Origin of the sequence: Tumebacillus sp. BK434 (genome assembly GCF_004340785.1) — a bacterium.
Lineage (GTDB): Bacteria > Bacillota > Bacilli > Tumebacillales > Tumebacillaceae > Tumebacillus_A.
This window is the reverse complement of record NZ_SLXS01000003.1, coordinates 709,092-731,576: the sequence shown is the minus strand read 5'-3', so window position 1 is coordinate 731,576 and position 22,485 is coordinate 709,092. Positions and strand designations below refer to the sequence as shown.

Here is a 22,485-nt window from a genome sequence, read left to right as displayed (position 1 = left end):
GGAGATACCAAGGCGATGGTATCTCCTTCTTACTGAACCGGAGGTGTCTTTTGTGATTCATAAAGGGCTGACTGTAGGCGAAGTGGTGCACAGATACCCGGAGGCGGTCGAGGTGTTCGACAAGCACGAGCTGACCTTTTGCGCAGGGTGCTATGTCACGTTGTTCTCCGAGCTGGAAAAAGCGGCCGGGTATGCGGCGGTACAAGATCTGGAGGAGATGATCTGCGACCTGAAAGCGCTCGTCGAGCGGCTGGAACGGGTGCGGGGCTAGGAGGCTGGCTGCAGGATGAAAGTGTGGGAGCAGCCGGTCGGCGTCATCGGCGCGGGCACGATGGGCATCGGCATCGCCCAGGCGGCGGCGCAGGCCGGGTATGAGGTGTTGTTGTACGATCTGAGCGAAGCGGCGCTGCTGGCTGCCCTCGGCAGCTTGCGCGGCCGTCTGGAGAAGCGGGAAGCGATCGGCAAACTGGCAACCGGCACCGCTGCCGCCGTGGTCAGTAGGATCACGCCGGTGACCAGATTGGAACTGCTCGCCGAAACGGCGCTGGTGATCGAAGCGGCACCGGAGCAGTTGACGTTAAAACAGGAGCTGTTCGCCAAGCTGGAAGCGGTGGTGTCCCCGCTGTGCCTGTTGGCATCCAATACGTCGTCGCTGCCGATCACGGCGCTGGCCGGCGGATTGCAGCACCCGGAGCGGGTGGTCGGGCTGCATTTTTTCAATCCGGTGCCCTTGATGCAGCTGGTGGAAGTGATTCAGGGGCTGCGCACGGAGCCGCGCACCGTGTATCTGGCGCGCAGCTTTGCCGAGTCGCTGGGCAAGACGACGGTGCTGTGCCAGGACACACCGGGTTTTCTGGTCAACCGGGTGGCGCGGCCGTATTACGGCGAGGCGCTGCGTTTGCTGCAGGAAGGCGTGGCCGATGTGGGAACGATCGACCGGCTGGCCCGCGACGGGGGGAGATTTCGGATGGGGCCGTTTCAGCTGATGGATCTGATCGGGATCGACGTCAACTTGGCGGTGAGCGAAAGCGTGTACCGGGCGATGTATGAGGAGCCGCGCTACCGTCCGCATCCGCTGCAGGCGCGGCTGGTGCAGGCCGGGACGCTCGGGCGGAAGACGGGAAGGGGGTTCTACCGCTATGACGACTAGCCGCGTGCCGGTGCTGGGGGATGGGATTGTCGCTCAGGACGGGGAAGGAGGTCTGTCTCGATGACGAACAGCCGCGTGCTGGTACTCGGTGACGGAATCGTTGCCCGGGAGATGGCGAGGGAGCTGGCCGGTTCGGGGCTGCTCGTGACGTCGTTTGCGGCAGACGAACCGCTTTTTGTCTGGAAGGGGGACGGGCTGCATGCGGTGCGCGAACTGATGCAGACGGTGGAGGTGCGGACGTTCGACACGGTCGTGCTCGCCTTCGCCTCCGAGCGGGAAACGGTGCGCGAGATCGTGCGCGAAGTGGAACGGCGGATGGCGCCCGACGCGCTTTTGCTGATCGCGGCGCTGGGGCTGTCGGTGACGGAAGCGGCGTCGTGGTGTGCGCTGCCGGAGCGGGTCGCCGGATTCGGCTATGTGCCGCCGCTGGCCGGGGTGGCTTGTCTGGAGGCGGCGCAAGGCTTGCAGACCAGCGCGGAGACGGCGGAGCGGGCGGGTCGCTTTTTGCAAGCGGGGCTCGGCCGGGAAGCGGTCTGGGTCAAGGACAGCGCCGGGCTGGTCATGCCGCGCGTGGTGGCGATGGTGATCAACGAAGCGGCGTACGCGCTGATGGAAGGGATCGCGACGGAAGCAGACTTGGACACGGCGATGCGGCTCGGCACGAACTACCCGCACGGCCCGCTGGAATGGGCGGATCAGATCGGGGTCGAGCAGGTCGTCGCCGTGCTGCAAGGCGTGTTTGCCGAGCAGGGTGACGACCGCTACCGCCCGGCGCCGCTGCTGCAGCGGATGGCGAAGGCGGGGCGGCGTTTTTATCCGATACAGGGGGAGGCGGCAGACGATGCGGATGCGCGAGGCGGTCATTATTGATGCGGTGCGGACGCCGATCGGGCGGTATGGCGGTGCGCTGAAAGACGTGCGGCCCGATGATCTGGCAGCCGGTGCGATCCGGGCGCTGGTGGCGCGGACGGGGATCGACCCCAGTCTCATCGAAGATGTGATCCTCGGCTGTGCCAATCAGGCTGGCGAGGACAACCGCAACGTGGCGCGGATGGCTGCGCTGTTGGCAGGTCTGCCGGTGAGTGTGCCGGGCGTGGCGGTCAACCGGCTCTGCGCGTCGGGGCTGGAAGCGGTCAACAGCGCGGCGAGGGCGATAGTGGCCGGTGAAGCGGATGCGGTGATCGCGGGCGGGGTGGAGTCGATGACCCGGGCGCCTTTTGTGATGGGCAAAGCGGAAGGGGCGTTCGCGCGCGACGTGCAGGTCTATGACACGACGATCGGCTGGCGGTTTCCCAACCCGCGGCTGTCCGAACTGCATCCTCCCTATTCGATGGGCGAGACGGCAGAAAATGTGGCGGAGCGCTATGGCGTTTCACGGGAAGAGCAGGATGCGTTTGCTCTGCTCAGCCAGCACCGGGCGGCGGCGGCGATCGCGACTGGCGTGTTTGCAGATGAGATCGTACCGGTGCAGGTGCCGCAGCAGAAAGGCGCACCGCTCCTCGTTGAGCGGGATGAGCATCCCCGTGCGGACACGACGATGGAAAAGCTGGCCAAGCTGCGCCCGGCGTTTCGCGCAGGGGGCACGGTGACGGCGGGCAACTCGTCGGGCATCAATGACGGCGCGGCGGCCGTCTTGGTGACGTCGCGGGAGCTGGCGGAAAGGCTCGGCCTGACTCCGTTGGCGCGCTACGTGGTGTCGGCGCAGGCGGGGGTCGATCCGGCCGTGATGGGCATCGGGCCGGTGCCTGCCGTGCAGAAAGCATTGCGGGCGGCGGGGCTGCACCCGGAGCAGATCGACTTGTTTGAGATCAATGAGGCGTTCGCCGCACAGGTCTTGGCGTCCGTCCGGGAGCTCGGCATTCCGCTGGAAAAAGTGAACCCGAACGGCGGCGGCATCGCGCTCGGGCATCCGCTCGGCGCGACCGGGGCGCGGATGGTGGCGACGCTGCTGCACCAGATGAAGCGCCAAGGGCACCGCTACGGCGTGACGACGATGTGCGTCGGCGTCGGGCAAGGCGTGGCGACCGTGTTTGAACGGGTCTGAGCGGAAACGGAGCGGTGTAGGCGTGGTGGGAGTCGTCCTGACGGGCGGCTCTTTTTGTTTTCTATCATTTTGCGCGGGGGGCGGGAATATGTTGGAAGAGAAGCAGCGAGAGGGACAAGGGGGTAGTCTGAGATGAGGATTTTTGAAGAGATGGCGAAATACGGGCACGAACAAGTCCATTTCCTGCAGCATCGCGGCACGGGGCTGAAAGGCATCGTGGCGATCCATGACACGACGCTGGGGCCGGCGCTCGGCGGGTGCCGGATGCGTCCGTATGAGACGGAGGAGGAAGCTCTGTTTGACGTGCTGCGGTTGTCCAGGGGCATGACGTACAAGTGCGGCGTGGTGGATGTGGACAACGGCGGCGGCAAAGCGGTCTTGATCGGCGACCCCAATCAGGACAAATCGCCGGAGCTGTTCCGCGTGTTCGGGCGGTATGTGCAAGGCTTGGGCGGCCGCTTTTATACGGGGACCGACATGGGCACGACGCCGCAGGATTTTGTGCATGCCAAGCGGGAGTCGTCCTGTTTCGTCGGATTGCCGGTGGAGTATGGCGGCTCGGGGAACACGGCGGTGCCGACGGCGCTTGGCGTGTTTGAAGCGATCAAGGCGACGGCGATGTGGCTGTGGGGAAGCACGGAGCTGACCGGGAGGCGTTTTGCGGTGCAGGGCGTGGGGAAGGTCGGGGCGCTGGTCGTGCAGCACCTGGTCGAAGCGGGCGGTGCGGTGTATGTGACCGATGTGTCCCAGCCCAATCTGGATGCGGTGGTGACGGCGACGCCGGGCGAGCAGTTGCTCGGAGTGGTCGGGCCGGAGGAGATCTACGGGCTGGACGTCGATGTGTTTGTGCCGTGTGCGCTGGGGGCGATTTTGAACGACGAGACGATTTACGAACTGCGCTGTGCGGCGGTGGTCGGGTCGGCGAACAACCAGCTGCTCGACATGGAAAAACACGGTGCGATGCTGGCGGAGCGGGGGATCTTGTATGCGCCCGACTATCTGGCAAACGCGGGCGGGCTGATTCAGGTCGCCGATGAACTGCAAGGCTATGTGCCGGAGCGGGTGTTGGCGAAGACGAAGGCGATCTATGACATGCTGCTGCAAGTGTATGCGTTTTCTGCCGAGCGGGAGATTCCGACCTGGCTGGCGGCAGACCGCTTGGTGGAGCAGCGGATCGAGCAGGTGAAAGATCTGAAGGCGGTGTGGGTGCAGAAGGCGCGATAGAGAAAAAAGTACCCTGCTCGTCCCGATGCTTGCGAGGAAAAGCAGGGTCTTTGGTTCTGGGAAATTGTCGTGCGGAAAGTGGAGGGTGTTGCCAATTGATGAGGCGAAGGAGATCGCGGCGTACACGCGGGGTGTATCCGGCTTCGAAAAACGCTGCGTTACTTTTGAAGCGGCCCATGCCCTTCGTTGTGCAGCTGACCCATCTGCAGTTTGAGATGGTAGATGTCCATCGTGTTGCGGTAGGACTGGTCTTTGAGGTAGGTGCTGTCGCTCTTCAGGCCGGCGATCTGCTTGTGGAGAATCAGGATGTCGTCCTTCGTCGCCATCTCAGCGCGGAGTTCGGCGAGTTCTTGTTTGGTCGCCATCTCGGCGCGGAGTTGTGCGAGTTCTTGTTTGGTCGCCATCTCGGCGCGGAGTTGTGCGAGTTCTTGTTTGGTCGCCATCTCAGCGCGGAGTTGTGCGAGCTCTTGTTTGGTAGTTGCTTCAAGTGCGGCCATCGTCTCGCGAATCTCTTTTACCTGCCGGGTCAGCCCTTCGATCTGGGCGCTGTGCGTATCGCTGCGGCCGATCAGGGCTTTCAGCATGTCGCGCATTTCTTCCATGAGGCTTTGTGATACTTCCATGTTTCACACGCTCCTTTGCGAAGGTCAGGTATCTTCTGCAGGTATAGACTAGCATGGAGGTTGCGCTGTAAGCAACGATAAATTTACACAAATGTGCAAGCGCAGACAGTTCTCAAATTGCAGAGAGATTTTTGCAGAAGTTCCCGCATATATAGGGAACGAAGGGGGGACAAGTTGATGAACCGGATTGATCAATGTCAGGCAGAAGGGAAATCGCTTTCGCCTGCGCTGTTAACGGAAATGTACAAGTGGATGATCACCGTCCGCCATTTTGACCGCCGCGCGGTGCATCTGCAGCGCTCGGGGCGGATCGGCACCTATGCGCCGCTGGAGGGGCAGGAGGCGGCGCAGGTCGGGTGCGGTTTTGCTTTGGAAAAGCGGGACTGGCTGTTCCCGACCTACCGCGAGCACGGCGTGTCGATGGTGCACGGCCTGCCGATGGCGACGATCTTCCTTTACTGGAACGGCCGCCCCGAAGGCTGTATCTCGCCTCCAGGCGTCAACATCTTCCCGATCGCCGTGCCGATCGCCACCCAGCTCCCGCACGCCGTCGGCGCCGCCTGGGCGAGCAAACTGCGCGGCGAGGACACCGTCACCGTCGGCTTTCTCGGCGACGGGGCGACGTCCGAAGGGGACTTTCACGAAGCGATGAACTTTGCCGGCGTCTTTCAGTTGCCTGTGCTCTTTTTCTGCCAGAACAACGGCTATGCGATCTCCGTCCCGCTGTCCAAGCAGACCGCGACGGAAACCCTGGCCGAGAAAGCGGCTGCATACGGCATCGCCGGCGTCCGCGTGGACGGCAACGACGCCGTCGCCGTCTACGAAGCGGTCAGAACGGCTGCCGACCGAGCCCGCAGCGGCGGAGGGCCGACCCTGATCGAGGCGGTCACCTACCGCTACGGCTCGCACACCACCGCCGACGACCACACCCGCTACCGGGACGAAGCGGAAGTGAATGGGTGGCGGGAAAAAGACGGCATTGCACGACTGAAACAGACCCTGCTCACGCTCGGCGTCTGGTCGGAAGAGCAGGAGACGGCCGCTTGGGAAGAAGCGGACGCCACGGTGCAGCGCGCAATCGAGGAGATGCTCGCCGCTCCGCCGGTCGACCACAACCGCATTTTCGAGCACGCCTATGCGAAACTGCCCTGGCACCTGCAAGAACAGCGCGCCGAGATGCGCAAGCTGTACGGAAACGGAGGCGGGAAGTGATGGCAAAACGCAACTTGATCCAAGCGATCACCGACGGCCTGCGCGTCGCCTTGCGCGAAGACCGGCGCGTGCTGCTGCTCGGCGAAGACGTCGGAGTCAACGGCGGGGTGTTCCGCGCCACGGAAGGCTTGCAGGCGGAGTTTGGCAGCGACCGCGTCGTCGACACGCCGCTGGCGGAAGCGGGCATCATCGGCGCGTCGGTCGGGCTCGCGGTGAACGGGATGCGCCCGGTGCCCGAGCTGCAGTTTGCCGGGTTCATCTATCCGGCGGTCGAGCAGATCGTCTGCCACGTCTCGCGGGTGCGCATGCGCTCGCAAGGGCGGTTCTCCTGCCCGATGGTGATCCGCGCGCCTTATGGCGGCGGCATTCGCGCACCGGAGTTGCACGGGGACAGCCCGGAGGCATTTTTCGTACACCAGCCGGGGCTGAAAGTGGTCTGCCCATCCACGCCGTACGATGCAAAAGGCTTGCTGCTCGCCGCGCTGGCCGAAGACGACCCGGTGCTCTTTTTCGAACCGATGCGCATCTACCGCGCCATTAAGGAAGAGGTGCCGGACGGGCACTACACCGTGCCGATCGGCAAAGCGAACGTGGTGCGCGAAGGGAGGCAGATCTCCCTGTTCGCCTGGGGCACGATGCTGCGCGTGTCGCTGGAGGCGGCGGAACTGGCCAAGCAAAAGGGCTGGGACGTGGAGGTGGTCGACCTGCGCACCTTGTCGCCGCTCGACCGGGAGACGATCCTCGCTTCGGTGGAAAAAACGGGCCGGGCGCTCGTCGTGCATGAAGCGCCGAAGACGGCGGGACTCGGGGCGGAGGTCGTCGCCTTGATCAACGACGGGGCGCTTTTGTCGCTGGAAGCTCCCGTCGGCCGCGTCGGCGGCTATGATGCGCCGCAGCCGCTGTTTTCGCTGGAGGACATTTATGCGCCGGACGCCAAGCGGATTCTGCACGGCATCGAAAGCGTGATGAACTTTTAACAGGGGGGGACGTTCCATGACCGTTGCATTCAAGCTTCCCGACGTCGGCGAAGGCATCCACGAAGCGGAAGTCGTGCGCTGGCTGGTGCAGGAAGGCGATGTCGTGCGCGAGTTCGACCCGCTGGTGGAAGTGCAGACCGACAAAGCGCTGGTCGAGCTGCCATCCCCCGCGTCCGGCTGCGTGCAGGAGATCCGCGCCCAAGCGGGCGAGCTGGCCCGCGTCGGCGAGGTGCTGGTGGTGATCGGGGAAGACAAGCTGTCCAAGCGGGTGCTCGCCACGCCGTCGACCCGCAAATACGCCCGCGATCAGGGCGTCGATCTCTCGCAAGTGACCGGCACCGGCCCGGCGGGGCGCGTGACGAAGGAGGACGTGCAAGCGTTTTTACATACAGCAGAACAACCGGCTGCACCTGCTGCGGCACCGCCGGCCGTCACCGCGCACCACTCCGCAGCGCAACCATCCGACACGGCGGCTCCTTCCTGCACATCCGACCCCGCACCCGCACCCGCCGCTGCATCTGACAGCACCCGGATTCCTTTGCGCGGCCTGCGCCGCACCATCGCCGACCGCATGACGAAGTCGGCGTTCACGGCGCCGCACGTCACGGCGGTCGACGAAGTGGACATGACCGAGCTGGTCGCCTGTCGCCAGCAGGCGAACGAATGGCTCGCTCCTTCCGGCGAAAAGATCACCTACCTGCCCTTCATCCTCAAAGCGCTGACCACCGCCCTCAGATCGCACCCGCACCTCAACGCCCACATGGATGATGCGCAAGGCGAGATCGTCCTGCACCGCGACTGCCACATCGGCGTCGCCGTCGACACGCCGGACGGTCTGATGGTACCGGTGATCAGGCACGCCGACCGCCGCTCCCTGCTCGAGCTCGCCGCCGCAGCCAAAGCGCTCACCGAGCAGGCCAAAAGCCGGACCCTCGCCCTCGGCGACATGCGCGGTGGCACGTTCACCGTCTCCAACATGGGCCCGGTCGGAGGCCTGTTCGCCACCCCGATCCTCAACTACCCGGAAGTGGCGATCCTAGGCATCCACCCGATGCAGGAGCGGCCGGTCGTGCGGGGCGGCGAGATCGTCATCCGCACGATGATGTATCTCTCTCTGTCCTTCGACCATCGCGTGATCGACGGAGCGGAAGCGGTGCGCTTCACCAACAAGATCAAACAGCTGCTGGAAACGCCGCAGCGGCTGTTCCTCGAAATGAGCTAAGGAGGTACCCGATGGTCGTAGGAGACATCGCGCAAGAAGTCCAAGTCGTCGTCATCGGCGGCGGCCCCGGCGGTTATGTGGCAGCGATCCGCGCCGCCCAGCTCGGCAAAGAAGTCGTGCTTGTGGAGAAAGAGCATCTGGGCGGCGTCTGCCTCAACGTCGGCTGCATTCCGTCCAAAGCGCTGATCCACGCCGCGAATACTGCGGTCGCCATCGCCGAAGCGGTCGACATGGGCTTGCACACCGCCGCTCCGGAGCTCGACATGCAGAAGCTCCAAGCTTGGAAAACCGGCATCGTCCACAAGCTTACCGGCGGCGTTGCCACCCTGCTCAAGCAAAACGGCGTCACGGTCACCCAAGGCGCAGCGCTGTTCATGACCGAAGACCGCATCGCGGTGGAAACGGCGTCCGGCATGGAATATTACCGCTTCGATCAGGCGATCCTCGCCACCGGCTCGCGGCCGCTGCAACTGCCCAGCCTGCCTTTTGACGGCACCTACATCCTGTCCTCGACCGACGCGCTGCAACTGACCGAGCTGCCGCAAGAGCTGCTCATCATCGGCGGCGGTTACATCGGGCTGGAGCTTGGCACCGCGTTTGCCAAGCTCGGCACCCGCGTCACCATCGCCGAGATGGCGTCCGACCTCCTGCCCGGCATCGACCCTGCCTTGGTGCGGATCGTGAAAAAAAATCTCCGGCGCATGGGCGTCACCTTGCTGACGGAAACGGAAGCCCTCGCCCACACGATTGAAAACGGCCGCGTGGACGTCCGCCTGCGGGAAAAAGGGGAGGACAAAATCTTCACCGCCGACAAAGTGCTCGTTACCGTCGGACGCCGCCCGAACACCGAAGGGCTCGACCTCGACCGGGCGGGGCTGCAGACAGACGAAAAAGGGTTCCTGCACACCAACGCGCAAGGCCGCACGCACAACCCGAACATCTTCGCCATCGGCGACATCACTCACGGCCCGATGCTGGCCCACAAAGCGAGCAAGGAGGGCATCATCGCAGCCGAAGCGATCGCAGGCCTGGCCAGCGCCAAAGACATGGCCTGCCTGCCCGTTGTGATCTTCACCGATCCGGAGATCGCCGTCACCGGCCTCACCGAAGCGGAAGCGCGCGCACAGGGTTACGCCGTCAAATCCGGCCAGTTCCCCTTCGCCGTCAACGGCCGCGCGCTCACCACCGGCGCAGGCGACGGCTATTGCCGCATCGTTGCCGAGCAGGAGAGCGGCGTCGTGCTCGGCGTCCACATCGTCGGTCCGGAAGCGTCCTCGCTGATCGGCGAAGCGGCGCTCGCCATCGAGATGGGCGCCACGCTCGAAGACCTGCACCTCACCGTCCATCCGCACCCGACCTTGACCGAAGTCCTGATGGAAGCGGCTGCCGACGCGGACGGGGCGGCGATTCATCTCGCCAAGCGCAAATAAAAAGCATCTGTCTCATGGCGAGACAGATGCTTTTTTCAACAATTTCCACTGACTGGTCGCCACCACAGCGGCCACGCCGACCAGCGCGGCGGCCAGCAGATAGACGAACCGCACGCCGACCGCATCGGTCAGCAGACTCATCATCAGCGAAGACAAGGCAAACCCGGTGTAAAACACGGTCAGCTTCACCGAAAACACTTTCGGCAGCAAGCGGGCTTCGACCTGCGTTTGGAACAGGGTCTGCTGCACCACGGCTTTCAACTGGTGGGGCAGGCCCATCAGCAGGCAGATCCCAAGTGCCAGCCAAGGAGTGCTGTTCAGCGCAAACCCGACATTGAGCAGCGCATAGATGATCGAGCCCAAGATCAGCAGCAAGCCCATCCGCGCCTCGACCCATTTGGAAAACGCGGTGACCAGCATCCCGCCAAGCAGCATGCCCGCCATGTAGCCGGCGTTCAAAAAGCCGAACCACTGCGCCCCTTGTCCCAGCGCCTCCTGCACAAACACCATCACCACTGCACCGATCCAGACGCCTTCCGCCAGCACCTCCAGCGCGTCCATCACGATCACCAGACGCAGCAGCGGTGAGCGCCAGACGAAGACCCAGCCTTCTTTGACCGACTCCAAGCCTGACTTGTTGCTTGCATCCGCTGCCTGTTCCTCCGCAGGCAGCGGGTCGCGCACGCCAAACATCATCAAAGCGGCCGCCGCATGCAGAACGAAGCACAGCCACAAGCTGAGCGTTCCGCCGAGCGCGACAAACAGCACGCCGCCCAGCGCCCAGCCTGCGAGCTGCACCGTCTGATCGGTCGAAGCGAGCAGGCCGTTGACTTTCACCAGCCGGCTCGGGTCGACCAAGCGCGGCACGATCGCGTTGCGCGCCGGATTGGCCGCCGAGTCCAGCCAGGAAAACAGCGCCATCAACACGTACAGCAGCGGCAGCCAGCCCCCGTGCAGAAACAGATCGAGATTGAGCGTCAGCAATACGAACAGCAGCGTCTTCCCCAGCTGCGTGCTCCACAGCAGCACGGTCAGCCGGAAGCGGTCGATCAGCAAAGGCGCGGTAAACCCGCCGATCAGCTGCGTGCTCATCGTGACGATCGGCACCAGCGCGGTCAGCATCGCCGACCCGGTCGCGCCGTAGATCATGGCGATGATCACCACCACATACAGCACATCGCCCAGATTCGCCGCCGTCTGGCCGATCCATAAGAAGCGAAACGAAGCGGTCCGGCTCATGACTTCCTCCCGACGAGGAACAAAAACAAGGGAATCCGCGACCGGCGCAGGAATTCCTCCTCCGTGGGGAACAGCTCCCGCTTCGGCTTCGACTCGCGCAGCATTTCGACCTGGAATCCTGCCCCTTGCAGCGCCAGAAAATACTCCTCCAACGTGTGATGAAACTTTTGCACCCGCCCGCCCAGCCATTCGATCTCGCGCGGCCCGCTGACAAAGTAGTCATCGACCACCATGCTGCCGCGCGGACCGGTGATCTCCTGATCGAGACTGGATGTCAGCAGCGGATGCTCCACCGATAAGACAAACCGGCCGCCTTTGACCAGACTCTTCGCCACTTTGGCAAACACGGAGCAGATATCCTCCACATAGTGCAGCGCCAGCCGCGACAGGGCCAAGTCAAAGCTCTCGGCAGGCAGGTCGATCTCTTCAAACGTCCCGCGCACCAGGGTCGCTTCAGTTCCGTGCAGCCGCTCTTGCGCCTGCTCCAGCATCTTCTGCGCCGCATCCACGCCGAAAAACGACTTCGCGCCGCGCCCCAGCAGCTCGGCACCGTACTGTCCGTTCCCGCATCCGAGGTCGAGCAAGGCCAAGCCCTGTACAGGGCCGATCAACTCTTCGATCACCGGCTCCTCCAGCACGGCATTGGCGCTCAGTTCGCGTCCGCGTTGCCGCCAATAGGTGTTGAACACCTCTTCCTGATCAAAAAAATTCTTTCCGGTATGCAACATCTATCGTCCCTCACAGTTCCTACTAAATGGAAGTTCCTCTTACTATACACTGGCGGCAAAGCTCTGCCAAGATGGGAGTTCTTGTGCTAAACTAAGCGAAAGTCAAAAAGGGAGGAGCTACTTGTGATCACATTTCGACTCGTCCAACCGGACGCCGACCGCGCCACGCTCGTCCAATTTTTCACCGACATCAGCGAAGCGGAGCAGGCGGAAGGGGACCTGCAATTTAATGAAGAGGACTACATCCAATTCGCCAAGCAAAAAGCGGCCGATCTGCCGGAAGGGTTCGTGCTGATGGAAGACGACGGGCACACCGTCGGCGAGCTCGTCCTGCGCCGCGCCGAGTACGAAGGGCGGGAGGTCGGCTACATCAGCTTCATCTACGTCGTTCCCGAAGGCCGGGGCCAAGGCTACAGCCAGCAGCTCCTCCGCTATGCGGAAGACCTGTTCCGCAAGCTCCAGTTCCCCGAGTACCACCTCCGCGTCGCCCAAACCAACGCCCGCGCCATCCGATTCTACGAAAAAAACGGCTTCGAGCAGTTGGCGCAAGAGACCAACTCCCTCCAGCAGCTCTGCTGGCGAATGGGGAAGCGGCTCAAGTAAAAAAGGCACTCACCATCACCGGTGAGTGCCTTTTTCGATCTCTCCAAACTCATCCAACACTTCCTGCACCCGCATGAAAAACTGCCCTACATGCACACCATCCACCAGCGCGTGATGGACCTGAATCCCCAATGGCACTTTCACCTTCCCGTTCTCCTCGAAGAACTTGCCCCATGCGAAACGGGGCACGCTGTCGTGCGGGTCCATGTGGATCGGGTGCTGGACACTGGTGAAGGAGACCCAGGGCAGGCAGGTGACGTAGAGCAGGTCGTCGCGGCCGGGCTCGTCTTCGATGTAGACGGTGTCTTTGGCCGCGTCCATCACCTTGGCGGTCTCTTCAAGAAATACGTGCAGCTCCGGATGGTATTTCGCCTCCGTAAAGCGAAACACATCTTCCGACGTCATCAGCGTAAATGACGGATGCACCGCGTCATGCTCGACCACGCCTTTCTCGCGAATCCGGTAGCGAAACTCTTTCAACTCATTGGCCGTCCTTACGACCGCATACAAAAACGTTTTGAAAAAAGACAGCCCGTTCGCTTTCACCACCGCTTGGAAGCGGGTCACATCCACGTTGGCACAGACGTTAAAATGCGGATAGTCCATCGTGCGGAAGAAGTGATAGTGGTTTTTTCGCGGCCAGGTCTCCAGATCGAGGTATCGCACAGGCTTGTCTCCCCTTAAAAATCCTTTTCCCGTATTGTACACAAAAACCGGCCGCCGCGCTGTACGGATGGCCGGTCTGCGCTTAACAGTCGAAATCGCCAAGCCGCGCCTCGACGTCCGCTCCAAAGCGCAGCGGGATCTTGAGCAGCAGATCCTGCTGGACGCGATACGTCTGCGGCCCTTTTACGCCTTTGTGCTTGCCTGGCGGGCAGGACGCTTCGCAGTCGAGCATCGGGCCCGGCTCCAAGATCGTGACCGACGGGGTGACGGTGACAACCGCTTCGACACGTACGTTTTTATGCAAAAAATGCGTGCATCCTTCTCTGTCCGCCACGGACTCGGAAGGAATGTACTCCAAAAACGGCTCCTCGGGACTGCGCGGCTGCCGGTGTGCCCGCTGCTGTTTCGGCCGGCTCCGGCAGGGCAGATGCTTGCGGACCCATATCGCTTTTTTCCTACAGGTTCCTCCGGTCTTTCGATGGCGCATCCTGATCCCCTCCTGTCTGTTTTTCTGGAATATTATACGGGCGCAGCTTGGGGGAATGCACCGGTCGAATCGTCCATTTTTCAAAATCTCCGTATTTGCCCAAGCCAATGCGCTCGGCTCGACATTCAATGAGAGTAGGTTGTCATCCTATGCCGAGAGGACTGAATGCTATGGAAGCCCAGCAAGGCAACTGCACAGCGGTGGTTCATCAGGACGTGCAGGTGGAAGCGGTTGTCACCGTCACTCCGCAAGTGAGGATCGGGCGCGGGCTGCAGGTCGAATGCGTCGGACCGCTGCGCTGTCGCAGAGGCGCCCCTCCTCGTGCCTGCCCGCCGTCCCCCTGCTCGTTTACGGTGCAGCAACAACTGCGCTTGCGCATCCCGATCCAATTTGGTGCCAAAACGAACGTGGCGCATGGCGGATCGGTCTGTCGAATTCCGGAGCTGGAGGATTGCGGGACAAACGCTGATTTTTGACAAAAACAGCATTTGCCTCAATGCGCGATGGCTCGTTCCTGCATCTGATAAAGCAGATTAATGAAAGGAAGTGATTCTGCATGACGAATCAAAACGACTGTGGATGCGCCGGCGCAAATGCCAGCGCCCAAGCCGCTGAGCAGCCGCAGGTAACGCTGGTAGATCCGATGGTCAACTGCCCGGTGACCGTCTCGGATCAGGTGTGCCTGCAAGCCGATCTGGAGATTGTCCCGTCCGTGACGACGCAGACGATCAGCGTGAAATGCGTGGGAGGCCCCGTGCTCGGGCCTTGTGCGTCCCCGCCCATGACTGCGCCGACGCCCTGCCGGTTCTCGGTCAGCCAAGTGATCTGTGCGGAGTTCAAGCTGAACTTCTCGGCGGAAGCGGCCGTCCGCAACACCAGCGCGACCTGCGAAATGCCCGCGCTCACCCCTTGCCCGCCGACGCCGCCCCCTCCGCCTCCTCCGCCGCCCGGCAGCTGCACGCACACGATCGGCTTCTGGCGCAACCAAGGTGTAGATCTGACCACCAGTTTCCTGCCGATCCTGCTCGGTAATGGCGGCGGTCTTAGCATCAACGTCACCACCACTGCACAAGCGGTCGCCATCCTCCAGCCGTCGTCCGGTCCGAGCTCTGTGCCGCAGTACAACCAGCTGTACGCACAACTGCTCGCCGCCAACCTGAACGTGCTGAACGGTGCAACCTGCGCGGCAGCTACGGCAGCGATCGCAGCGGCCAACGAGTTCCTCTCCGCAAGTGATACGCCTGATCAGAAGACCGTTGCGGCCGCTCTGGCCAGCACGCTCGAACAGTACAACAGCGGTCAACTCGACGAATGTCCGGGCCACTGCGAAGACTAATCTCGCAGCATACAGACCAGAGGTACACAAAAAGACAGCCTGCACAGGCTGTCTTTTTGCTGTTCATCCTGCCGTCATCCACCCCAAGTGTGCTGCCGCACCCATTTGGTTGCGATCCATTTCTCTCCCTGCGTAACGGGAGCGCCGCCATGCAGCGTCAAGGGGTCGACTTGGCCTTGGCTGTTGCAGTACTCAAAATACACAGCCGCCCCTTTTTTCGGCACGACCGACAGCGAGATCTGCGGAAAGATCGTCTCGCCGCCAGCCGGAACGTCATTCAGGTAGAGGATCATCGTGCTGACCCGCTGTCCGCCGTTGGCGAGGTGCCTTTGATTACCTGGCGAGGAGGGCGGGAAAAAGTCAAAATGCGGCCGGTACTCGCCGCCGCCCTTGTAGTGGAGCACTTGAAGCCCTTCGCCGTGCTCGAGCGGGACGTTCATCACTTCGGCGAGGCGCTGCTCAACGCGCGCGATCAGCTCGTTTTCGCCGCGTTGAAAATACGTGCCGAAGCTGGTGCGAACGTTGTCGACCGTGCCTGCGCCGCTCTGCGGATCGACTACGGTGGAGCGCAGGACGCCTCTCGACTGGGCAAGGAGAAGCATTTCATCGCATTCATCGGCGCTGAGCATGTCGTCGAACACGACGATCACCGGCCGCTCACTGCGGACGACAACATGCACATCGCGGTCGGAGGTGGAGATGACGCGCCCGGACGACTGAATGCGGGGCGTTTCGTAGACGTACGACTCGTCGGCTGCCGATGCTGATGACTGCCCCGACGTCTGCCCCGACGTCTGCCCTGACGGCTGTTCCGACGACTGTCCTGACGGATGTTCCGCTGTTTGCTGTGCAGCGACGGCCGCTTGGGCGGTGGCGAGGTCGAACTTGTGCTCAACCATTTTTTGAATCACGACCTCGGGCGATGCGCCTCGCGTGAGATTTTCCGAAATCCAGCGTTGCCACTCGCCCGGAACGTGAGAGACTGGGTTCATGGTGCACTCCTCCTTTTTCCAAATACTATAAAATATTGGCGGAGCGCTGCTTTCGGCACGGCACTTTACGCGAGGAGTTGAAGGGAATGACCCGCAACCGAAAAGGCGACAACGGCTATTCTGCGTTTTACAGCATGGTGGACCAACTCGTTATGGGGCGCGCCACCTATGATTTCAACATGCGCGAGGCGGAGACGTTTCCATATCCGGGCAAAACATGTTACGTCTTCACCAACCAGGCAGGCCTGCCGCTTGACCCGCATGTCGAGTTCGTCAGCGGCGACTTCGACCCGGAAAGCCGTCGCCTGATCCAAGATGTACTGACCTGACCGAGCAACCCTTGCAGGCATAAAGAATGAAGTCCGATCATAGCATCTAGCGAGGGTGGTGCCATTTTCCTTGACGGTCAAGCCCAATCGATCTGCAATTGAAAAATCAAAGGGGAGTAGCTTGCAGGCAGTGCCCCTGCCTGAGACAAAGTCGTCATGACGAGGAGTGATCCTCCGGCTTTGTTGAGCGGAGTGCTTAGCGAGACCTTTGCCATTTTTTCCAATGGCAAAGGTCTCTTTTATTTTTCCCATAAGGGACATTCTGCTTAGGTGAAAGGAGCGATTCCGACGTGTTTGAGTATCTGTGGGCTCTGATTTCTATCATTATCATCGACCTGGTCGTTTCGGGTGACAACGCAATGGTGATCGCCCTTGCCTCCCGCCGGCTGCCGGAAGCGCAGCGCAAGCGCGCCATCTTCTGGGGCACCTTCGGTGCGGTCGGGCTGCGCGTGTCGCTGACCGTCGTGGCGGTGTATCTCTTGAAAGTGCCGCTCTTGCAAGCGATCGGCGGCGTGTTCCTGCTCTGGGTGGCGATCAAGCTGCTCATCGACAACACCGATGAAGAGGCCAACATCAAAGAAGGCAACACCTTTGGCGCGGCGATCCGCACGATCATCATGGCGGACCTCGTGCTGTCGCTCGACAACATCTTCGCTGTGGCAGCTGCGGGGAAAGAACATATCTCGCTCGTCCTGATCGGCCTGGCGATCTCGATCCCGATCATCGTCTGGGGCTCGACCGTCATCCTCAAGCTGATCAACCGCTTCCCGATCCTGATCTACCTCGGGGCCGGGGTGCTGGGCTGGACGGCCGGCAACATGCTGATCGATGACAAGCTGCTCGCACCGATCTTCACGGCCGATTTCCTGCACTACCTGATCCCGGCGTTCACGACCTTGCTCGTCGTCGGCTTCGGCAAATGGTGGACCTCCCGCCACAAGCCGCAGTTGGAAGCGGAAGCCTAAGAGTTGGGCGCACCGCCCTGTACACGCCCGCATAGGATAGAGCAGGAAAAGGAGGGGAGCGCGATGTGTCAAAACGCTCTCACCCGTGTTCCCGCCGGTCATCTGCGAGAGCGCGAACGCGCCTTGATCCGAAAGTTGATCGAGCTGCGCGTCACGAGACAGGAGCGGGGCCCTGTGCCGCTCTACGAGCTGAAACAGGGGCGATCCAGCAAAAAAACACCGCAGTGAACTCTGCGGTGTTTTTATTTAGCTGCAGATGCTGCGGTAAAAAAGGTGAGCAACTCCCGGGTCAGCCACTCCGGATGCTCTTCCATCGGCATGTGGCCGCAGTTGTCGAGCCGCCGATAGCGGACGACATTGGGCAGCACATCCCGGTAGCGGTCGCCGATGCGCGGCGGTACGATGCGGTCCTGATCGCCCCAGAGCAGCAGCGTCGGGATCTGAATCGTGCGGCAGAGCTCCGGCCCGATGCCCGCCTCGCGGTCGCGGGCCAACTGCCGCATCGCCAGCGGGAACTCTTCCCGCCGATAGGGCGCGACATACTCGGCGATCACGTCCGACCCATACACCGCCGGATCGGCGACGATGTAGGAGATCGAGCGCCGAAAGCCTTTGACATCGAACCTGCGTTTGACGAACCAGCCCATCCACGATCCGGACAGCAAGCGCCGCTGCCACCGCTTAAACGCCGGGCGGAACCCGTCGGCGGAGACCAGCACCAGTTGCCGGAACGGCGTCGGATCGAAGGAGGCGGCGAGCGCGGAGATCTCGCCGCCCATCGAATGACCGACGAGCCGCACCTCGGAGAGCTCCAAGCGCCGGATCACTTCCAGCACGCGCCGGGCCTGTGCAGATTGCGAATAATCGCCGTCGTCCGGCATGTCGCTTTTGCCAAAGCCGAGCAGATCGACCGCATAGACGGCATAGCGCTTCGCGAGCCGTTCCGCCACCAGACGCCAGCAATAGGACGAGGCAAACAGCCCGTGCACCAATAACACCGGCTCGCCTGCTCCGCGCTGTTCTACATATAAAGTCCCGCCGTCGACCTCAACGCTCAGCACCTGCGTGCTCATGACGATTAGTGGTCGCCGTGGTTGTTTTTGCTCGGGTTGGTGATCTTGAAGCCTTCGCTCGGGTAGAGCAGGTATTTGATCGACAGGCCGTTGAGGAAGTCTTTGTTATCCGGGCCGACGAGCAGTTCCATGTCTTGCACGGTCACCACTTCGTCTTCCGGCTTTTGCGTGTCAAACGCCAGGCCGTAATGGGCATGGTCGCCGTGCACATGGTCGACGTAGACGCGGCATTTCAGTTCCGGGTTGTTCTCTTGCGCCAAAGCTTCGCGGATTTTCTTCGCCGCGAGCGAGTTCATTTCGATCGTCGTTGTCAAAGGAAAGCACCTCAGTTCAAATTGATGGAATTCCACAGAGAATCCCTTTTAGTATAGCGATTCTTGGTCGCGCGCGTCAAAAAAGACTTCCAACAGCCCGTTCTGGATCGCCGTCAGCAGGATCGCATTGAGCGGCAGCATCAGCACGATCATCCCCACCGAGAAAAAGGCGTTGATCAGAAAGGCCAGCACCGTGTTCACGCCGGCGATGACGAGAAACATTGACAAAGCCCGCCCCTGCACCCGGTTCCGCAATTCCACAGAGCGCCGGAACGTCTCCCAAAATCTCGTCCGCTCCACGACCACCGTGAATTCAAAGAAGAGAAAATGATAGCGGAACCACAGCATCAGCGCGATGGCCAGCAGGCCGCCGATCACACCAAAAATACCGATGATCGGCACCATGATGCCCATAAACAAGGCCTGTGTAAACATCCAGAGCAGCAGTTTGCCGTACGAGCGGCGCACATCCTGCCCCGTCGTGCCCGGCAGATCGCGCTGGCTGCGGATCAGCAGCGCGAGATACAGCGCCTGACCCAGACAGTAGAAGAACATGGAGCCGATCATCAGCACGAGTGTCAGGGCGCTGTTGCCCTGACTCAGCGTCACCTGATAGCCCGGCTGGTGGGCTGCCTCCAGCAGTGACTGCAGCCCGGGCAGCCCGACGTTGGCCGTCACCTTCAGCGAGGTGATCGGCTCCATCGACAGCGGACCGCCAAAAATCCACCAGCTGATCAACATGCCAACCGCCTCAAAGGCGATCGCAAACAGTGCGGCGCGCAGCCACAACGTGCCATTTCCGGTCGCGCTCTGCAATTCCGGTTTCATGCCATCCCTCCCGATTCACTTTCTTTCCATTATAAAGGAGAAAAGATGCAAACAATACGATCTCACCCAAATTTTGTGAAAATGTCTCTTGTCAAAGGACATGTCCACATGCTAAGATACAGGGAACAAGTGGAAGGGCCTCTAGGGAGCCGACGGGAGACCGGATCGAACCAAGCGGGGCCGAGCGCATCGGAGATGCGTTACACCGTGGGGATAAAAGACCTGCGGCAAGTTCCAGCAACACGGGAACTTGCTGCGGGTCTTTTCTGTTTTTCCGAGCGGGATTCCGAAGATTGACTGTAAAGGGGGAACGTGCAGATGTCCGCGATACGTGTACAAGGATTGACGAAATCATTCACGATGAAACACAAGCAGGCAGGATTTATGGGCAGTGTCAAAGGGTTGTTCAACCCGACCGTCAGTGAAAAGGTGGCGGTCAAACCGATCGACTTTACGGTGGAGCAAGGCGAAGTGCTGGCTTTTCTCGGGCCGAACGGAGCCGGCAAATCGACGACGATCAAAATGCTGACCGGCATCTTGCATCCGTCCGCCGGCGAGGCGGCGGTGCTCGGCTTCTGTCCGTGGACGGAGCGGCACAAGCTGGCGTTTCACATCGGCTCCGTCTTCGGGCAAAAATCGCAGCTCTGGTATCACCTGCCGCCGCTCGACACGTTTGAGCTGATGGGGCGGATCTACGAAGTCGGGCTACACGATTTCAAAAAGCGCCGCGACGACCTGATCGAGTGCTTCGAGCTCGGGCCGTACCTGCACACCGCCGTGCGCAAACTGTCGCTTGGCGAGCGCATGCGCTGCGAGATCGCCGCCGCGCTCCTGCACCGCCCGCAGATCGTTTTTCTCGACGAGCCGACGATCGGGCTCGACGTCGTCGTCAAACACAAGATCCGCGAACTGATCCGCGAGATGAACAAAGAGGAAGGCACCACCTTGTTCCTCACCTCGCATGACGCCGGCGACATCGAGCAGCTCTGCAAGCGGGCGATCGTGATCAACCACGGCCAGATCATTCTCGACGACACCGTCTCGAACATGAAACGGGACTTCTTAACTTATAAAACGATCAAGCTGAAGCTGGCCGAAGCGCCGGAGCAGTTCCACGTGCAAGGCGTGGAGATCGTCAAGCAAAAGGGCAGCGGGTTGCGTCTGTCGGTCGATACGGCGCAGACGACGATCGAAGCGGTGCTCGCCTACATCGTCAACAACCACCGCCTGGTCGACGTGACGATCGAAGACCCGCCGATGGAAGAGATCATCACCCATATCTATGCCCGCACGGGCCAAGAGGAGGCGAGGAGCGATGCAGCATCATCTCACGCGTGAGCCCCGCGTGTCCTCTCTGGCCTTGAAGCTGGCCAAGTACACGGCGGTCGGCTCGATCACCATTCGCAACAATCTGGCGTACATCTACGATTTTATGATTCGCTCGCTGTTTCTGATCGTCATCTTATATGTGTTTATCCAGCTCTGGAGCGTCACCTATGACAGCGTTGGCACCACACGCATCGCCGGGTACACGTTTGAACAGATCATCTGGTACCTGATCTTCGCCGAAGCGTTTGTGCTCGCCGCGCCGAAAGTGTCCTTGAAAGTCGAAGAAGAAGTATTGAAAGGCGACATCGGCTACCAGCTGACCCGGCCGATGAACTACCTGCTGTTCCATTATGCCTCTTACATGGGTGAAGCGCTGGTGCGGGTGGCGATCAACCTCGTCATCGGCGGGCTGCTCGGGCTCCTGCTGTTCGGCTGGCCCGATTTTGGATTGGGCTGGCTGGGCTTTTTGATCATGATGATCGGCTCGTACACGCTGCATTACCTGATCACGATGCTGGTCGGGCTCTGCGCGCTGTGGGTGGAAGAGGTGCGCGGCATCGATTTTGTCTACAACAAGCTGCTGTTTACGATCGGCGGGATGATGATACCGCTGGAGATGATGCCCGACACGCTGCAGAGAGTCTGCGAGTTCCTGCCCTTTCAGGCGATCGTCTATTTTGCGGCGAAGACGGCGGTGCAGTTTGACGCGTGGGCGATGCTGAACATGATCGGCATTCAGGCGCTGTGGGCGCTGCTGATCGCCCTGATCCTGACGGTAATGTATGCGAAAGGAGTGAAAAAGCTCAATGTCAACGGCGGCTAAGTATTGGCGTTTTATGCTCACCTGCTGGAAGCTGAACCTGGCGGGGGCGATGGAGTTTCGCACGTCCTTTCTGATGCAGGTCGGGATGATGATGATCAACAACACGGTCTGGATCTTCTTCTGGGGCGTTTATTTCACCTCCTTCCCGATCATGAACGGCTGGAGCTTCCAGGACGTGATGATGATGTGGGCCGTCTCGGCGGCCGGATACGGGCTGTCGGCGACGCTGTTCGGCAACGTGTACCGCCTGGCCAACATCATCGCCACCGGGCAGCTCGACACCTATCTGGCCCAGCCGAAGCCGGTGCTCCTGCACGTGTTGATCTCGCGGATGCAGATCGCGGCGATCGGGGACATTTTGTTCGGGCTGATCTTGTATGGGCTGTTTGGGGAGCTGAGTTTCGTAGGCCTCGTGAAATTTGCAGTGGCGCTGCTCGTCGCGATGCTGATCTTCACCTTTTTTATGGTGATCGCACAGTCGCTGGCCTTTTACATCGGCAATGCGGAAGGCTTGGCGAACCAGTTCTTCATCACCTTCATCACGTTTGCCACCTACCCGACCGACATCTTCCGGGGCCTCGGGCGGATGGTGCTGTTCACGGTGATTCCGGCCGGGTTCATCTCCTATCTGCCGGTCGGGTTCCTGCGCGATCTGAACTGGACGTTCACCTTGACGGCGCTAGGCGTGGCGATCCTGCTGACGGTGGGCGGCACATGGTTCTTTTACCGGGGGCTGAGACGGTACGGTTCCGGCAACATGATGAGCGTTCGGATGTAAAAGTGAGGAAATTGTTACCTGCGTGAAGTAATCTTGTCAAAAGACTCGTCTATGCTGTATGGATGGGTCTTATTTTTGACTAAAATAGTAGCAAGATGCTAGTTTTAAGAATC

The 22,485-nt window shown here is 61.2% G+C and carries 27 protein-coding genes and 1 riboswitch; of the genes, 18 read left to right on the top strand and 9 right to left on the bottom strand.

Annotated elements, in window-relative coordinates:
- The first annotated feature begins 52 nt into the window (after window positions 1–52).
- From EV586_RS11635 to EV586_RS11615, 5 genes are all read left to right on the top strand, one after another.
- The gene (locus EV586_RS11635; RefSeq protein ID WP_132945254.1) at window positions 53–271 is read left to right on the top strand and encodes a hypothetical protein; all 219 of its coding nucleotides are present in this window, start codon (window positions 53–55) and stop codon (window positions 269–271) included.
- 15 nt (window positions 272–286) lie between these two features.
- On the top strand, window positions 287–1,150 hold the full coding sequence (locus tag EV586_RS11630) for a 3-hydroxyacyl-CoA dehydrogenase NAD-binding domain-containing protein (protein WP_132945253.1): 864 nt from the start codon (window positions 287–289) through the stop codon (window positions 1,148–1,150).
- A 60-nt stretch (window positions 1,151–1,210) separates the two neighbouring features.
- Complete coding sequence (locus EV586_RS11625) at window positions 1,211–2,020, top strand: 3-hydroxyacyl-CoA dehydrogenase family protein (RefSeq protein ID WP_132945252.1); 810 nt, start codon at window positions 1,211–1,213, stop codon at window positions 2,018–2,020.
- Window positions 1,998–3,194: a 3-oxoadipyl-CoA thiolase gene (gene pcaF, locus EV586_RS11620; protein ID WP_132945306.1), complete on the top strand. Its 1,197-nt coding sequence runs from the start codon at window positions 1,998–2,000 to the stop codon at window positions 3,192–3,194. The genes EV586_RS11625 and pcaF overlap by 23 nt, the downstream gene beginning before the upstream one ends.
- A gap of 132 nt (window positions 3,195–3,326) precedes the next feature.
- Window positions 3,327–4,418 (top strand): Leu/Phe/Val dehydrogenase, encoded by a 1,092-nt coding sequence (locus EV586_RS11615; protein WP_132945251.1) that lies wholly within the window; start codon window positions 3,327–3,329, stop codon window positions 4,416–4,418.
- Between the two features lie 158 nt (window positions 4,419–4,576).
- Here EV586_RS11615 and EV586_RS11610 read toward each other — a convergent pair whose 3' ends face one another.
- A complete protein-coding gene (locus EV586_RS11610; RefSeq protein WP_132945250.1) occupies window positions 4,577–5,041 on the bottom strand; it encodes a hypothetical protein in 465 nt (154 codons plus the stop codon).
- A 177-nt stretch (window positions 5,042–5,218) separates the two neighbouring features.
- On the opposite strand from EV586_RS11610, the gene pdhA reads away from it, so the two are divergent.
- From pdhA to lpdA, 4 genes are read left to right on the top strand one after another with little or no spacing between them, the layout of a single operon-like run.
- Complete coding sequence (gene pdhA / locus EV586_RS11605) at window positions 5,219–6,253, top strand: pyruvate dehydrogenase (acetyl-transferring) E1 component subunit alpha (protein ID WP_132945249.1); 1,035 nt, start codon at window positions 5,219–5,221, stop codon at window positions 6,251–6,253.
- Window positions 6,253–7,230, top strand: coding sequence for an alpha-ketoacid dehydrogenase subunit beta (locus EV586_RS11600; RefSeq protein ID WP_132945248.1), 978 nt, complete (start codon window positions 6,253–6,255; stop codon window positions 7,228–7,230). The genes pdhA and EV586_RS11600 overlap by 1 nt, the downstream gene beginning before the upstream one ends.
- A gap of 16 nt (window positions 7,231–7,246) precedes the next feature.
- Window positions 7,247–8,452: a dihydrolipoamide acetyltransferase family protein gene (locus EV586_RS11595; RefSeq protein ID WP_132945247.1), complete on the top strand. Its 1,206-nt coding sequence runs from the start codon at window positions 7,247–7,249 to the stop codon at window positions 8,450–8,452.
- 11 nt (window positions 8,453–8,463) lie between these two features.
- Window positions 8,464–9,882, top strand: a complete 1,419-nt coding sequence (gene lpdA, locus EV586_RS11590) for a dihydrolipoyl dehydrogenase (protein ID WP_132945246.1) — start codon at window positions 8,464–8,466, stop codon at window positions 9,880–9,882.
- Between the two features lie 12 nt (window positions 9,883–9,894).
- On the opposite strand, the gene EV586_RS11585 is transcribed toward lpdA, so the two are convergent.
- Window positions 9,895–11,121 (bottom strand): MFS transporter, encoded by a 1,227-nt coding sequence (locus EV586_RS11585; protein ID WP_165898549.1) that lies wholly within the window; start codon window positions 11,119–11,121, stop codon window positions 9,895–9,897.
- Complete coding sequence (locus tag EV586_RS11580) at window positions 11,118–11,849, bottom strand: class I SAM-dependent methyltransferase (RefSeq protein ID WP_132945244.1); 732 nt, start codon at window positions 11,847–11,849, stop codon at window positions 11,118–11,120. Before EV586_RS11580 ends, EV586_RS11585 begins: the two co-directional genes overlap by 4 nt.
- Window positions 11,850–11,972: 123 nt before the next feature.
- Here EV586_RS11580 and EV586_RS11575 point away from each other — a divergent pair, with 123 nt between their 5' ends.
- Window positions 11,973–12,452, top strand: a complete 480-nt coding sequence (locus EV586_RS11575) for a GNAT family N-acetyltransferase (RefSeq protein WP_132945243.1) — start codon at window positions 11,973–11,975, stop codon at window positions 12,450–12,452.
- Between the two features lie 15 nt (window positions 12,453–12,467).
- Here the strand turns inward: EV586_RS11575 and EV586_RS11570 are convergent, their stop codons facing one another.
- Together EV586_RS11570 and EV586_RS11565 are read right to left on the bottom strand one after the other, a co-directional pair.
- Window positions 12,468–13,118 carry a chloramphenicol acetyltransferase gene (locus tag EV586_RS11570; protein WP_132945242.1) on the bottom strand — a complete coding sequence of 217 codons (651 nt, stop codon included), beginning with the start codon at window positions 13,116–13,118 and terminating at the stop codon, window positions 12,468–12,470.
- Window positions 13,119–13,200: 82 nt separating this feature from the next.
- The gene (locus tag EV586_RS11565) at window positions 13,201–13,605 is read right to left on the bottom strand and encodes a hypothetical protein (RefSeq protein ID WP_132945241.1); all 405 of its coding nucleotides are present in this window, start codon (window positions 13,603–13,605) and stop codon (window positions 13,201–13,203) included.
- A 170-nt stretch (window positions 13,606–13,775) separates the two neighbouring features.
- Here EV586_RS11565 and EV586_RS11560 point away from each other — a divergent pair, with 170 nt between their 5' ends.
- Window positions 13,776–14,081 (top strand): hypothetical protein, encoded by a 306-nt coding sequence (locus EV586_RS11560; RefSeq protein ID WP_132945240.1) that lies wholly within the window; start codon window positions 13,776–13,778, stop codon window positions 14,079–14,081.
- Between the two features lie 80 nt (window positions 14,082–14,161).
- Window positions 14,162–14,941: a hypothetical protein gene (locus EV586_RS11555; RefSeq protein WP_132945239.1), complete on the top strand. Its 780-nt coding sequence runs from the start codon at window positions 14,162–14,164 to the stop codon at window positions 14,939–14,941.
- Window positions 14,942–15,015: 74 nt separating this feature from the next.
- On the opposite strand, the gene EV586_RS11550 is transcribed toward EV586_RS11555, so the two are convergent.
- Window positions 15,016–15,933: a 2OG-Fe(II) oxygenase gene (locus EV586_RS11550; RefSeq protein WP_132945238.1), complete on the bottom strand. Its 918-nt coding sequence runs from the start codon at window positions 15,931–15,933 to the stop codon at window positions 15,016–15,018.
- An 86-nt stretch (window positions 15,934–16,019) separates the two neighbouring features.
- On the opposite strand from EV586_RS11550, the gene EV586_RS11545 reads away from it, so the two are divergent.
- The 3 genes from EV586_RS11545 to EV586_RS21120 all read left to right on the top strand — a co-directional run bounded on the left by EV586_RS11545 (window position 16,020) and on the right by EV586_RS21120 (window position 17,455).
- The gene (locus EV586_RS11545; RefSeq protein WP_132945237.1) at window positions 16,020–16,262 is read left to right on the top strand and encodes a dihydrofolate reductase family protein; all 243 of its coding nucleotides are present in this window, start codon (window positions 16,020–16,022) and stop codon (window positions 16,260–16,262) included.
- Between the two features lie 99 nt (window positions 16,263–16,361).
- Window positions 16,362–16,530: riboswitch (yybP-ykoY riboswitch) on the top strand.
- A 22-nt stretch (window positions 16,531–16,552) separates the two neighbouring features.
- Complete coding sequence (locus EV586_RS11540) at window positions 16,553–17,227, top strand: TerC family protein (protein ID WP_132945236.1); 675 nt, start codon at window positions 16,553–16,555, stop codon at window positions 17,225–17,227.
- A gap of 63 nt (window positions 17,228–17,290) precedes the next feature.
- Window positions 17,291–17,455, top strand: coding sequence for a hypothetical protein (locus EV586_RS21120; protein ID WP_165898548.1), 165 nt, complete (start codon window positions 17,291–17,293; stop codon window positions 17,453–17,455).
- A gap of 14 nt (window positions 17,456–17,469) precedes the next feature.
- Here the strand turns inward: EV586_RS21120 and EV586_RS11535 are convergent, their stop codons facing one another.
- From EV586_RS11535 to EV586_RS11525, 3 genes are read right to left on the bottom strand one after another with little or no spacing between them, the layout of a single operon-like run.
- On the bottom strand, window positions 17,470–18,300 hold the full coding sequence (locus EV586_RS11535; protein WP_132945235.1) for an alpha/beta fold hydrolase: 831 nt from the start codon (window positions 18,298–18,300) through the stop codon (window positions 17,470–17,472).
- A gap of 5 nt (window positions 18,301–18,305) precedes the next feature.
- Window positions 18,306–18,614 (bottom strand): HesB/IscA family protein, encoded by a 309-nt coding sequence (locus tag EV586_RS11530; RefSeq protein ID WP_243653017.1) that lies wholly within the window; start codon window positions 18,612–18,614, stop codon window positions 18,306–18,308.
- A gap of 48 nt (window positions 18,615–18,662) precedes the next feature.
- The gene (locus EV586_RS11525; RefSeq protein WP_132945234.1) at window positions 18,663–19,442 is read right to left on the bottom strand and encodes a hypothetical protein; all 780 of its coding nucleotides are present in this window, start codon (window positions 19,440–19,442) and stop codon (window positions 18,663–18,665) included.
- 318 nt (window positions 19,443–19,760) lie between these two features.
- Between EV586_RS11525 and EV586_RS11520 the strand changes: the two genes are divergently transcribed.
- From EV586_RS11520 to EV586_RS11510, 3 genes are read left to right on the top strand one after another with little or no spacing between them, the layout of a single operon-like run.
- On the top strand, window positions 19,761–20,780 hold the full coding sequence (locus EV586_RS11520; RefSeq protein WP_132945233.1) for an ABC transporter ATP-binding protein: 1,020 nt from the start codon (window positions 19,761–19,763) through the stop codon (window positions 20,778–20,780).
- Window positions 20,758–21,594 (top strand): ABC transporter permease, encoded by an 837-nt coding sequence (locus EV586_RS11515; RefSeq protein ID WP_243653016.1) that lies wholly within the window; start codon window positions 20,758–20,760, stop codon window positions 21,592–21,594. Before EV586_RS11520 ends, EV586_RS11515 begins: the two co-directional genes overlap by 23 nt.
- Window positions 21,578–22,372: an ABC transporter permease gene (locus EV586_RS11510; RefSeq protein WP_132945232.1), complete on the top strand. Its 795-nt coding sequence runs from the start codon at window positions 21,578–21,580 to the stop codon at window positions 22,370–22,372. Before EV586_RS11515 ends, EV586_RS11510 begins: the two co-directional genes overlap by 17 nt.
- The last annotated feature ends 113 nt before the right edge of the window (window positions 22,373–22,485 follow it).